Consider the following 13023-nt stretch of genomic DNA (forward strand, 5'->3'; position numbering starts at 1 on the left):
CTGACACCGGCCGGTCGCTGTGGCGGCCTGACACCGGCTTCACCGCGAGCGCGGGGCGTCCTTGCGCAGCCCGTCCTCGAAGCGGACGAAATGATCGTGGCGCTCACGGCGGCGCTCGCTCTCCAGCAGCGCCTGCGGGGCCTGCGCGGCCGGTGCGGTGGCGATGCGCGGCAGCGCGTACGGATGGGCGTCCCGCAGCCACGTGATCATCTTCTCGCGCACCTCACACCGCACGGTCCACGCGTCGTCCGGGTCCCGCGCCGTGATGAGCGCCCGCACCATGATGGTGCTCGGGGTGGTGTCCGTCACCACCAGGTTCCAGTCCCGGCCGTCCCAGGCCGGGGATTTCTGCACGATCTCGCGCAGCCGCTCCCGCATCTCCTCGATCGGCGCGGTGTGGTCCAGGTGGAAGAAGACCGTGGCCACCTTCTGGGTGCCGCCCCGCGACCAGTTCTCGAACGGCTTGTTGGTGAAGTACGACACCGGCATGGTGATCCGGCGCTCGTCCCAGGTCCGTACGGACAGGAAGGTCAGCGTGATCTCCTCGACCGTGCCCCACTCGCCGTCCACGACCACCGTGTCGCCGATCCGTACCATGTCGCCGAAGGCGATCTGCAGCCCCGCGAAGAGGTTCCCCAGCGTGGACTGGGCGGCCACACCGGCGACCACCCCGAGGATTCCGGCGGAGGCCAGCATGGAGGTGCCGACCGTGCGCATCGTCGGGAAGGTCAGCAGCATGGCGGAGGCCGCCACGACGCCGACGATCGCGGCCACCACCCGCTGGATCAGCGTCACCTGGGTGCGCACCCGGCGCACCCGCGCGGGGTCGTGCGCGCTGGAGGAGGCGTAGCGGAAGTAGGAGGACTCCACGATGGCCGAGGAGACCCGCACCATGAGCCATGCCGTGGCCGCGATGAGCACCAGCGCGAGCACCTGGCCGATCGCCGCCCCGTGCTCCTGGACGACCCTCGCCTCCGTCGTGTCGTACGAACCGCTCAGCAGCGCCGTGCACACGGTCACCTGAAGCGGGAGCCGGCAGCGGCGCAGATGGCCCCACAGGGGGGTCTCGGGGTGCCGGGCGTCGACCCTCCGCAGCAGCCAGTCGACGGCCCAGCCGATGAACAGCGTGATGGCCAGTGAGCCGCCGATGACGATGAGCGGACGCAGCACGTCCTCCATGGACACCTACCTCATCCTTCCCTGGGGGAGACGCCAGGATGTCCTGTCCCGCCTTCCCCGGATCGGGCGTCCTCAGACCGCGACTGGCACGATGGGAGGGACTGATCCACGGAAAGTGAAACGGGAAGGAAAGTGACGGCGGTGGCCGATACCTCGACGATTGTGCTGTTCCACTCCGCGTACGGGCTGCGGCCCGCCGTGCACGAGGCGGCCGACCGGCTGCGCGCGGCCGGGCATGAGGTGGTCGTGCCGGACCTGTACGAGGGGGAGACCGCCGAAACCGTCGAGGACGGCATGGTGATCAAGGAGCGGATCGGCCGGGACGAGCTGCTGAAACGGGCCATCACCGCCGCCGCGCCGTACTCGGACCGCGGGCTGGTCTACGCCGGGTTCTCGCTCGGCGGCTCGCTCGCGCAGAACCTGGCGCTGGGCGACGACAAGGCGCGCGGACTGCTCCTGCTGCACGGCACCTCGGACATCGCCGACGACGCCGCGGCCGACGACCTGCCGGTGCAGCTGCACGTGGCCGACCCCGACCCGTTCGAGCCGCACGACTGGCTGAACGCCTGGTATCTGCGGATGCGGCGGGCCGGTGCCGATGTGGAGGTCTTCCGCTACGGCGGGGCCGGGCACATCTTCACCGACCCCGAGCTGCCGGACTACGACAAGGAGGCCGCCGAGGCCACCTGGCGGGTGGCGCTCGGCTTTCTGGCGAGCCTCTGAGCCTCGGCGCACGGGTGAGGCTCTACCGCACAGCCGAGCCTTTACCGGTGAGCCTTCACCGCACGGGCGCGTCGGCGCGCTCGATCCTCTGGCTGCCCGTCTGGGTGCGGTACGACCGCGTCCAGGCGCTCGTGGCGCGCGGATCGGCGCGGTCGGAGACGGCGTAGTAGTCCATCTGGGCCCGCTGCGGGGTGACATCGAGCACGCCGTAGCCGTGCGAGTCCATGTCCACCCACTTCACATGGCGGTTGGCGGCCCTGATCGCGGCGGCCGCGGCCAAGGACACCGTCTGCGGCGCCACATGGAGCAGATCGTCGAGGTTGTCGGAGGTCACCGAGGTGACCACGAACTCGGTCGCGGCCGACCGGGACAGCGGATAGGTGGCGGCCTTCACCGGTACGTCGTTGGCCCACGCCATATGGATGTCACCGGTGAGGAAGACGGTGTTGCCGATCCCGTGGTCGGTGAGGTGGGCGAGCAGCTCGCGCCGGTCGTCCGTATAGCCGTCCCACTGGTCGGTGTTGATGGCCAGCCCGCCCTTGGGCAGCCCCAGCAGCTCGGCGAGCGGGCCCAGCAGCTCGGCGGGGAGGGCCCCGAAGGCGACCGGTGAGATCATCACCGAGTTGCCCACCAGCCGCCAGGTGGTGTCCGAGGCGGTCAGGCCCGACTTCAGCCAGTCGAGCTGGGCGCGCCCGGTCAGGGTGCGCTCCGGGTCGTCCACGTCCCCGCTGCCGGTGGCCGCCTGCTGGGAGCGGAACGAGCGCAGGTCGAGCAGGTGGAGGTCGGCGAGGCTGCCGTAGCGCAGCCGCCGGTAGGTGGTGCCCTGGGTGGAGGGGCGCACCGGCATCCACTCGAAGTACGCCTGCTTGGCGGCGGCCACCCGCTGCGCCCACGCTCCCTCGGTGCCGGGCGTGTGGTTCTCCGCCCCGCCGGACCAGGCGTCGTTGGCGAACTCGTGGTCGTCCCAGATCGCGATCAGGGGGAGCGCGGCGTGCAGCGCCTGGGCGTCGGGGTCGGTCTTGTAGTTCCCGTGCCGGACGCGGTAGTCGGCGAGCGTGACGATCTCGTGGGTGGGAGCGTGCGGGCGGACGACGGACCTGGCCTCCGGGTACTCACCGCTCTTGTACTCGTAGATGTAGTCGCCCAGATGGAGCACCGCGTCCAGGTCGGTGCGGGCCGCCAGATGGCGGTACGGGGAGAACCAGCCCGCCTCCCAGTTGGCGCACGAGACCACGCCGAAGCGCACTCGGTCGGCCGCGGCGTCGTGCGCGGGGGCGGTGCGGGTGCGGCCCACGGGGGATCGGACGCCGCCGTCCACGCCGAAGCGGTAGAAGTAGCCGGTGGCGGGCCGCAGCCCGCGCACATCGGCCTTCACGGTGTGGTCGGTGTCGGCGGCGGCCTTGACGGTGCCGTGGGCGACGACCGAGCGGAAGTCACGGTCCTCGGCGACCTCCCAGGTCACCTCGACGGCGGGGCCGAGCCCCGAGCCGGGCACGGCGTCGGGGGCGGGCGTGATACGGGTCCACAGCAGGATCCCGTCGGGCAGCGGGTCGCCCGAGGCGACGCCGTGCAGGAAGGCGGGCCCGGAGGCGGCTGTGGCGGCGGGGCCCGGGACGAGGGGCAGCAGGGCGGCGGCGGCCGCCGCGGCCGTGACGGCGCTTCGGCGCGATATGTGGAGGTCGGTCACGGCCGAGGAGATTACTGACAAGTAGCCCGCGGGGACAGGGGGCTTGGGGGATGTTCGCCCACCCGTCGCCGCCCGGTCACCGGGGCCGTGGCCCGCCGGGGCGTAACGCCGTCGGCGGGCGCGCCCTCGAGGGCACGCCCGCCGACTCGGCCTGAGAAGGGCCGGACCCTACTTGTTGAGGTTCTGCTTGACGAGCGGGGTGAACTGGTCCGGGGTCATCGGCGGGTTCTGGCCCACCAGCAGCTTCTTCCCGTTCATCTTGAAGGACGGGGTGGAGTCGACGTCCTTGGTGTCGTTGAACGACTTGGACATGGCCAGCGCCCACCGGTCGTAGGTGCCGTTCTTCACGGCCTTCTCGAAGGCCGTGTTGCCCTTGAGCTCCTTGACCTGCTGGGCGACGTCGATGAGCTTCTGGTCGTTCGCGAAGGCGTCATCGGTCTCCTGCGGGTGGTTCTTCGGCGCGTACAGCGCCTCCTTGTAGTCCAGGAACGCCTGCGGGCTGACGTTGAGGGCCGCGCCGAGCGCGCTCAGCGCGTTCTTCGACCCGGCGCCGGGCATCTGCTTGTTGTCGTCGAGGAAGGTGCCCATGGTGAACTGCGCCTTGTAGGTGCCGTCCTTGATGTCCTTGAGTACCGTCGGGCCGGTGAACTTCTCGAACTGGGCACAGACCGGGCAGCGCATGTCCTCGTAGACGTGCAGGGTGTTCTTGGCCTTCTTGTCGCCGATGACGACCGTCGTGCCCTGGGGGCCGGTGGCGTTGGCGGGCTTGGCGAACGTCTTCTTCTCGGCCGCCGTCCGCCACTTCTGGTTGGCGTCGTCCGAGTTCATGCTGGTGACGGCGTAGCCGATGCCGCCGGCTATCGCGAGGACCGCGACGACCGCGCCGCCGACGAACAGCTGGCGCCGCATCCGGTCCTTCTTGGCCTGGCGCTCACGCTCGGCGCGCAGCCGTTCGCGCGCGGCCTGCTTGTTCTGCTGGCTGTTGCGGTTGCTCATGATGGTTCGATCTCCGTGGGTGTGCGTCGTTCAGTGATGCGTACGGGGGTGTGGAGCGCTGTGCTCAGGCAGCGGCCGAGCGGGGCGGTCCACGACGCACCACGGAGTGCACGAGGAGAGGGAGGGCCGGCGCCGGGCGCACCGGCCGTACGGGCCGCGGGGTCCGGCGGCGGGGCGGCAGGGCCGCCCCGTGGACGGCGACGGCCAGCAGCAGCGGCCGGAAGGCGAAGGCGGCCAGGGAGGCCAGCAGACGGCTCAGGGCGGCCTCGCCGCGCCGCAGCCAGGCCGAGGCGATCAGACCCACGGCGATATGCGCGGCGAGCAGCAGCCAGGGGGTGGCGGAGCTCACGGCGGCCGCCAGCGGGGTGGCGACGCCGTTCTGGGAGACCCCGGGCAGTGGACCGCCGAGGTCGCCGCCACACAGCACGGTGACGCCCATGGAGCGCAGCGAGCCCGCCACCGGGCCGCCGGACTGTCCGTAACACGCCTGCTGGCCGGTGGTGAAGATTGTGTCGGCGGCCAGCTCCAGGGGGATCATCAGGGCCGCTATGGACCAGAAGCCCCGCTCCCGGCCCGCGAGGGCGTAGGCGACGGCGAAGACGGCCACCGAGAGCGCGACGACGGTGCCCAGCGGTAGCGGGGCCCGGGACAGCAGGACATGCGAAGCCGAGGACAGCGTGACGCACAGCGCCGTGAAGAGCGCCGCGCGCACTGCCCTCAGCTGCGGTCCGGTGCCGTCCATGACTTCGAATTCTGCCACGAACGGCTGTAGGGACCATGTGAAGAGTCGGTCCCGGCGGTCGGCCACTCGCCCCTGACCTGCTGGTTCACCCCTTGAGCCGCTTGTTCACCGCTTCCGTGAACTCCGTCGCGGTCATGGGGGTGGAGCCCCCGCCGGCGGTCAGCTGGGAGCCGTCGAGCTTGACGGTGGGGGTGCCGCTCACCCCGGAGGCGTCGAACTTGGCGATCATCTTCTTCGCCCAGGGGTCGTAGGTGCCCGCGCGCACGGCCTCCTGGAAGGAGGCGTTCGTCTTGAGCGCGTACACCTCCTTGGAGACGGCCAGCAGCCGGGTGTAGTCGGCGTAGGAGTCCTCGCTCTCCTCGGGGTGGTTCTTCGACGACATCAGGGCGGCCTTGTAGTCGAGGAAGGCGTCCGTGCTCACGTCCAGCGCCGCCCCGAGGGCGCTCAGGGCCTTCGCGGAGCCGCTGCCGCTCATGTTCTTGTCGATGATGGCGGCGAAGTGGAACGAAACCTTGTACTTGCCGGACTTGATGTCCTTGGCGATGGTCGGCCCGACCGCCTGGTCGAAGGAGGCGCACGGCGGGCAGCGCAGGTCCTCGTAGACGTCGAGGGTGTGCCCGGCGTCGGCCTCGCCGATCACCACGGTGGTGCCGCTCGGCCCGGAGCTGTGGGCGGGCGTGACGAGGTTTCCCGGGCCCTGTGAGCCACCGGAGCCGTCCAGGTCCCCGGAACCGCCCGAGCCGCCGGAGCCCGGCGCTCCCGGCGGGCCCTGGACGACATCGTCCGGCGAGCCGCCCCGGGAGCCCTTGTCGTCATCCGTGAACACGAGAACGCCCGCGACCACCGCGGCGGCCACCGTCACCGCGATGACGGCCGTAAGGCCGGCCTTGCGCTGCCGGTCCGCCGGGCCGGGGGCACCGGGGGCGCCGGGGGCGCCGGGAGCGCCGCCCCAGGGCCCGCCACCGGGGCCGGGCGGGGGGCCCTGGGGCGGCGGGGGAGCGGGCGGGAAGCCCGGAGGCTGATCCGGGGGCGGCGGATGACCCGGCTGCTGGTACGGATTCTGCTGCGGGTCTCGCTCGCCCCCCGGCGGCTGCTGTCCAGGCCACATGACCGGTAACGATAGAGGGGCGAGCGCACCCCGGCCATGGCCGGGGTGGCGATCTACGGCCCTGGGGGACGGGCGTCTCCCAGGGAGGCGATCAGAGGCCGGGGATGCGGCCGTTGCGGAAGAGGTCCACGAAGATCTGGTGGTCGGCGCGGGCGCGGGCACCGTAAGAGTGCGCGAAGTCCACCAGGAGCTCGGCGAAGCCGTCCTCGTCGGCGGCGATCACCGCGTCGATGGCGCGCTCGGTGGAGAACGGCACCAGCGAGTGGCCGCTCTGGTCGTCGGCGGCCGCGTGCATGGTGGCCGTGGCCCGGCCCAGGTCGGCCACGACCGCCGCGATCTCGGCCGGGTCGTCGATGTCGGACCAGTCCAGGTCCACCGCGTACGGCGACACCTCGGCGACCAGCTGCCCCGCCCCGTCCAGCTCGGTCCAGCCCAGCCACGGGTCGGCGTGGGCCTGGAGGGCGCGCTGGGAGATCACCGTGCGGTGGCCCTCGTGGTGGAAGTACGACCGCACCCGCTCATCGGTGATGTGCCGGGAGACCGCCGGGGTCTGCCCCTGCTTCATGTAGATCACCACATCGTTCTCCAGGGCGTCGCTGTTGCCCTCCAGAAGGATGTTGTACGAGGGGAGCCCGGCGCTGCCGATGCCGATGCCCCGGCGGCCCACCACGTCCTTGACGCGGTAGGAGTCCGGGCGCGAGAGACTGGACTCGGGAAGCGTCTCCAGATAGCCGTCGAAGGCGGCCAGGACCTTGTAGCGGGTGGCCGCGTCGAGCTCGATGGACCCGCCGCCGGCCGCGAAGCGGCGCTCGAAGTCGCGGATCTCGGTCATCGAGTCCAGCAGCCCGAAGCGGGTCAGCGAGCGGGCGTCACGCAGCGCGTCCAGCAGCGGGCCCTCCGCGGTCTCCAGGGTGAAGGGCGGCACCTCGTCGTTCTTGGCGCCGGTGGCCAGGGCGTGGATGCGCTCGCGGTAGGCGCCGGCGTACGTCCGCACCAGCTCGGTGATCTTCTCGTCGCTGAGCGCCTTGGTGTAGCCGATGAGCGCCACGGAGGCGGCGAAGCGCTTGAGGTCCCAGGTGAAGGGGCCGACGTACGCCTCGTCGAAGTCGTTCACATTGAAGATCAGCCGGCCGTTGGCGTCCATGTAGGTGCCGAAGTTCTCGGCGTGGAGGTCACCGTGGATCCACACCCGGCTGGTGCGGTCGTCCAGGTACGGACCGCCGGAGCGCTCCCGCTCCACATCGGAATAGAACAGGCAGGCGGTGCCGCGGTAGAACGCGAACGCCGAGGCGGCCATCTTCCGGAACTTGACGCGGAAGGCGGCCGGGTCGGCGGCGAGCAGCTCGCCGAAGGCGGTGTCGAATACGGCGAGGATGTGCTCGCCGCGCTGTTCCGCCTGGGTCTGCTGGGTCGACATCGCGGAACGCCTCCTGGGGCATGAGGGAACTGATCGGTGGGGCAGATACGACAGGGTATGTTCCGTCTCGCCGGGTGCGCGGGAAGACCGGATGACCCGTCGGGATCAACGCCTGAGGCTACTCGCGAGTGCCCGGCCTTTGTCAGCGCGGAGGGGTAACCTTCGGAGCTGTCTCGCCCTGCCGTCATCGATTGTTCGCCGGAGGTCTTCCACCGTGACCAAGCCGCCCTTCACGCACCTGCATGTCCATACCCAGTACTCGCTGCTGGACGGTGCGGCGCGGCTCAAGGACATGTTCAACGCGTGCAAAGAGATGGGCATGACCCACATCGCCATGACCGACCATGGCAACCTCCACGGCGCGTACGACTTCTACCAGCAGGCGACGGGCGCGGGGGTCACCCCGATCATCGGCATCGAGGCGTATGTGGCCCCCGAGTCGCGGCGCTACAAGCGGCGGGTGCAGTGGGGCCAGCCGCACCAGAAGCGCGATGACGTCTCCGGTTCCGGTGGTTACACCCACAAGACCATCTGGGCGTCGAACAAGACCGGTCTGCACAACCTCTTCCGGCTCTCCTCGGACGCCTATATGGAGGGCTACTTCGTCAAGTGGCCGCGGATGGACAAGGAGACCATCGCCCAGTGGTCCGAGGGCCTGATCGCCTCCACCGGCTGCCCCTCGGGCGAGCTCCAGACCCGGCTGCGGCTCGGCCAGTTCGACGAGGCGCTGAAGGCCGCCTCCGAGTACCAGGACATCTTCGGCAAGGACCGGTACTTCCTGGAGCTGATGGACCACGGCATCGAGATCGAGCGCCGGGTCCGGGACGGGCTGCTGGAGATCGGCAAGAAGCTGGGCATCCCGCCGCTGGTCACCAATGACTCGCACTACACCTACTCCCGCGAGGCCACCGCGCACGACGCGCTGCTGTGCGTCCAGACCGGCAAGAACCTCTCCGACCCCGACCGCTTCCGCTTCGACGGCACCGGCTACTACCTGAAGTCCACCGAGGAGATGTACGCCATCGACTCCTCCGACGCCTGGCAGGAGGGGTGCCGCAACACCCTGCTGGTCGCCGAGCAGGTCGACACCACCGGCTGGTTCGAGAAGCGCGACCTGATGCCGCGGTTCGACGTCCCCGAGGGGTACACCGAGGTCACCTGGTTCCAGGAGGAGGTCCGCAAGGGGATGGCCCGCCGCTTCCCCGGCGGCGTCCCCGAGGACCGTCAGAAGCTCGCCGAGTACGAGATGGACGTCATCATCCAGATGGGGTTCCCGGGCTACTTCCTCGTGGTCGCCGACTTCATCATGTGGGCCAAGAACAACGGCATCGCGGTCGGCCCCGGCCGAGGCTCCGCGGCCGGTTCCATCGTGTCGTACGCGATGGGCATCACCGACCTCGACCCGGTCGAGCACGGGCTGATCTTCGAGCGGTTCCTCAACCCCGAGCGCGTCTCCATGCCGGATGTCGACATCGACTTCGACGAGCGCAGGCGCGGTGAGGTCATCCGGTACGTGACCGAGAAGTACGGCCACGACAAGGTCTGCCAGATCGGCACCTACGGCACGATCAAGGCCAAGAACGCCATCAAGGACTCCGCCCGCGTGCTCGGCTATCCGTACGCGATGGGCGACCGCATCACCAAGGCCATGCCCGCCGACGTCCTCGGCAAGGGCATCCCGCTCTCCGGCATCACCGACGAGAAGCACCCCCGCTACAGCGAGGCGGGCGAGGTGCGCGGGATGTACGAGAACGAGCCGGACGTGAAGAAGGTCATCGACACCGCGCGCGGTATCGAGGGCCTGGTGCGCCAGATGGGTGTGCACGCCGCCGGTGTGATCATGTCGAGCGAGACGGTCACCGACCACGTCCCGGTCTTCTCGCCGAAGAACGACGGCCAGGTCGTGACCCAGTGGGACTACCCGACCTGTGAGTCGCTCGGCCTGCTGAAGATGGACTTCCTGGGCCTGCGCAACCTCACCATCATGGACGACGCCGTCAAGATGGTGCGCGCCAACAAGGGCATCGACCTGAAGATGCTCGATCTGTCCCTGGACGACCCCAAGACCTTCGAACTGCTCTGCCGCGGTGACACCCTCGGCGTCTTCCAGTTCGACGGCGGCCCCATGCGCTCCCTGCTGCGCATGATGAAGCCCGACAACTTCGAGGACATTTCCGCCGTCTCGGCCCTCTACCGGCCGGGCCCGATGGGAATGAACTCGCACATCAACTACGCGCTGCGGAAGAACGGGCAGCAGGAGATCACCCCGATCCACCCCGAGCTGGAGGAGCCCCTCAAGGAGGTCCTCGGCATCACCTACGGCCTCATCGTGTACCAGGAGCAGGTGCAGAAGGCCGCCCAGGTGCTCGCCGGTTACTCGCTCGGCCAGGCCGACCTGCTGCGCCGTGCGATGGGCAAGAAGAAGCCCGAGGTGCTGGAGAAGGAGTTCGTCAACTTCCAGAAGGGCGCCCGCGAGAAGGGGTATTCGGACGAGGCCATCCAGGCGGTGTGGGACGTGCTGGTCCCGTTCGCCGGATACGCGTTCAACAAGGCGCACTCCTCCGCGTACGGCCTGGTCACCTACTGGACCGCGTACCTCAAGGCCAACTACCCGGCCGAGTACATGGCGGCGCTGCTCACCTCGGTCCGCGACGACAAGGACAAGTCGGCGGTCTATCTGAACGAATGCCGCCGCATGGGCATCAAGGTGCTGCCGCCGAACGTCAATGAGTCCGAGGCCAACTTCACCGCTCAGGGTGATGACGTGATCCTGTTCGGTCTCACGGCGGTCCGGAACGTCGGTCAGAACGTGGTGGAGGCGATCATCCGCGGTCGCAAGACCAAGGGGAAGTACGCCTCGTTCCCGGACTACCTGGACAAGGTCGAGGCGGTCGTCTGCAACAAGCGCACCACCGAATCGCTGATCAAGGCGGGCGCCTTCGACGAGATGGGTCACACCCGTAAGGGGCTCATGGCGCACTACGAAGCGCTGATCGACAATGTGGTCGCCGTCAAGCGCAAGGAGGCCGAGGGGCAGTTCGACCTCTTCGGCGGTATGGGTGGCGACAGCGGGCACGGCGACGGGCCGGGCTTCGGGCTCGACGTCGAGTTCTCGGACGTCGAATGGGACAAGACCTATCTGCTGGCCCAGGAGCGGGAGATGCTGGGCCTGTATGTCTCCGACCATCCGCTGTTCGGTATCGAGCATGTGCTGAACGAGAAGGCGGATGCCGCGATCTCCGCGCTCACCGGCGGTGAGCACGCGGACGGCGCGATCGTCACCATCGGCGGCATCATCTCCGGTCTCCAGCGCAAGATGACCAAACAGGGCAACGCCTGGGCCATCGCCACCGTCGAGGACCTGGCCGGCTCCATCGAGTGCATGTTCTTCCCGGCCACCTATCAGCTGGTCTCCACCCAGCTCATCGAGGACGCGGTCGTCTTCGTCAAGGGGCGGCTGGACAAGCGCGAGGACGTGCCCCGGCTGGTCGCCATGGAGCTGATGGTCCCCGATCTGTCCGAGGCGGGCGCCAACGCGCCCGTGACGATCACCATTCCCACGGTCAAGGTGACCCCGCCGCTGGTCGAGAAGCTGGGCGAGGTGCTCACCCACCACCGCGGCTCCACCGAGGTGCGGATCAAGCTCCAGGGGGCGCGGAAGACCACCGTGCTGCGGCTCGACCGGCACCGCGTCACCGCGGACCCGGCCCTCTTCGGCGACCTCAAGGTGCTGTTGGGGGCGTCCTGCCTGGCCGGGTGACCGCCCGGCCCTGACGAAAGCCGGCCGCCCGGCTCTGAGGAAGCGGCGGCCGCCAGGCTCTGACGACAGCAGCGGCCGCCCGGCTCTGGCGAAAGTGGCGGCCCTGGTAAGAACGCCCCAGGGGCGCGCCCGTGTCGGGCGCGCCCCTGGGGCCATGTCATACGGCCTGCCACCGCGGTGGCCCAGCGCCGGTGCGCGGTGCGTCAGTTGTGGCCGAAGCTCTTCTGCCGGTCCTTGCGCGGCGTCGAGGGGCCGCCCTCCGACCGCATCGCCTGCGACTGCGCGTCCATCGAGGACTGCTGGTCGGCGGGGCGGTCGGCCATGCCGCGCTCCTGACGCCGCTCCTGCTGCTGCTTGCGATCGCGGTTCTTGTTCTTGCCCATGGTGGTGTTCCTCCAGTTGGGATCAGCCCCCCGGTGAAGGGTCCTCCGGGAGAAGCTCTTCGGGAGAGGCCCTTCGGGAGAGGCTCTTCGGGAGAAGCCCTTCGGGAAGAACAGTGACATGCCGCGGTGACCCGTGCATTTCGGGCAATTACGGTGAGTGAGAAGGAGGGTCTTGGCGGGTAAGCCGTATCCGCCACGCCGGTGATCCAGTTCGGACTGATAACCCCCGCACGGTCGGGCAGACTCGAAGGAAAGCCGAAAGACCACAACCGGGGACGGCTGTGCGCGGGGGGCGACCGAGGACTGGATTCGTCAGGGAAGAGGGTGGAACGTGGACCGCTGCGTCGTCCTGGTGGACGCCGGATATCTGCTGGGCGCCGCCGCGAGCCTGCTGGCCGGGGAGCCCGCCCGATCGCGCATCTCCGTCGACCACGCGACCCTCATCCAGGGCCTGCGAGAGCGGGCCGAGGCCGAGACCGAGCGCCCGCTGCTGCGGATCTACTGGTTCGACGGCGCCCCCGACCGCGTACCCCAGCCCGAGCACCGGCGGCTGCGCGTGATGCCCCGGGTGACCGTGCGGCTCGGCGCGCTCACCCGCAGCGACGGCCGCTGGGCCCAGAAGGGCGTGGACGCCGCCATGCACGCCGAGCTCACCGAGCTCGCGCGCAACCGGGCCTGCTCCGACATCGTCCTCGTCACCGGCGACGGGGATCTGCTGCCCGGGCTGATGTCGGCCAAGGAGCACGGCGTCGCGGTCCACCTCTGGGCGGTGCAGGCCGCCGACGGCGACTACAACCAGTCCGAGGACCTCGTGGCCGAGGCCGATGAACGCCGCGTCCTGGACCGCGCCTGGATCACCCGGGCGGTGCGCGCCAAGGAGCTTCCCGGGCCCTGTGCGCCCGTCTCCGAGCCGCGCCCGGAGATCGCGGCCATTCTCTCCGCCCCGCTGCCGGAGACCGCCACGGCCGCCGCTGCCGCTGCCGCCGCGGCGGCGTCGCCCGGCGCGGCGGAGGCGGCGCCCGGCCGCA

Annotated in this window: 10 protein-coding genes; 3 read left to right on the top strand and 7 right to left on the bottom strand. The window is 69.9% G+C overall.

What is annotated here, in order from left to right:
- Nucleotides 1-39: 39 nt before the first annotated feature.
- Nucleotides 40-1179: a mechanosensitive ion channel family protein gene (locus tag IEJ02_RS27800; RefSeq protein WP_191067357.1), complete on the bottom strand. Its 1140-nt coding sequence runs from the start codon at nt 1177-1179 to the stop codon at nt 40-42.
- Nucleotides 1180-1311: 132 nt separating this feature from the next.
- Between IEJ02_RS27800 and IEJ02_RS27805 the strand changes: the two genes are divergently transcribed.
- Nucleotides 1312-1902, top strand: coding sequence for a dienelactone hydrolase family protein (locus IEJ02_RS27805; RefSeq protein WP_037948965.1), 591 nt, complete (start codon nt 1312-1314; stop codon nt 1900-1902).
- 55 nt (nt 1903-1957) lie between these two features.
- Here the strand turns inward: IEJ02_RS27805 and IEJ02_RS27810 are convergent, their stop codons facing one another.
- The 5 genes from IEJ02_RS27810 to IEJ02_RS27830 form a co-directional block, all read right to left on the bottom strand.
- Nucleotides 1958-3589 (bottom strand): alkaline phosphatase D family protein, encoded by a 1632-nt coding sequence (locus IEJ02_RS27810; protein ID WP_191067346.1) that lies wholly within the window; start codon nt 3587-3589, stop codon nt 1958-1960.
- Between the two features lie 168 nt (nt 3590-3757).
- Nucleotides 3758-4585 (bottom strand): thioredoxin domain-containing protein, encoded by an 828-nt coding sequence (locus tag IEJ02_RS27815; RefSeq protein ID WP_191067347.1) that lies wholly within the window; start codon nt 4583-4585, stop codon nt 3758-3760.
- 64 nt (nt 4586-4649) lie between these two features.
- Nucleotides 4650-5327 (bottom strand): hypothetical protein, encoded by a 678-nt coding sequence (locus IEJ02_RS27820; protein WP_191067348.1) that lies wholly within the window; start codon nt 5325-5327, stop codon nt 4650-4652.
- 85 nt (nt 5328-5412) lie between these two features.
- Entirely contained in the window at nt 5413-6435 is a 1023-nt protein-coding gene (locus IEJ02_RS27825) for a thioredoxin domain-containing protein (RefSeq protein WP_191067349.1), read from the bottom strand.
- 91 nt (nt 6436-6526) lie between these two features.
- Nucleotides 6527-7852: a DUF2252 domain-containing protein gene (locus tag IEJ02_RS27830; protein ID WP_137977553.1), complete on the bottom strand. Its 1326-nt coding sequence runs from the start codon at nt 7850-7852 to the stop codon at nt 6527-6529.
- 214 nt (nt 7853-8066) lie between these two features.
- Here IEJ02_RS27830 and dnaE point away from each other — a divergent pair, with 214 nt between their 5' ends.
- A complete protein-coding gene (gene dnaE, locus IEJ02_RS27835; RefSeq protein WP_191067350.1) occupies nt 8067-11612 on the top strand; it encodes a DNA polymerase III subunit alpha in 3546 nt (1181 codons plus the stop codon).
- Between the two features lie 203 nt (nt 11613-11815).
- On the opposite strand, the gene IEJ02_RS27840 is transcribed toward dnaE, so the two are convergent.
- Nucleotides 11816-11995, bottom strand: coding sequence for a hypothetical protein (locus IEJ02_RS27840; RefSeq protein WP_137977551.1), 180 nt, complete (start codon nt 11993-11995; stop codon nt 11816-11818).
- A gap of 331 nt (nt 11996-12326) precedes the next feature.
- On the opposite strand from IEJ02_RS27840, the gene IEJ02_RS27845 reads away from it, so the two are divergent.
- The coding region (locus IEJ02_RS27845) for an NYN domain-containing protein (RefSeq protein WP_191067351.1) at nt 12327-13023 on the top strand (697 nt) is incomplete at its 3' end.

This window comes from Streptomyces sp. 5-10, assembly GCF_014712245.1.
GTDB classification, from domain to species: Bacteria; Actinomycetota; Actinomycetes; order Streptomycetales; family Streptomycetaceae; genus Streptomyces; species Streptomyces violaceusniger.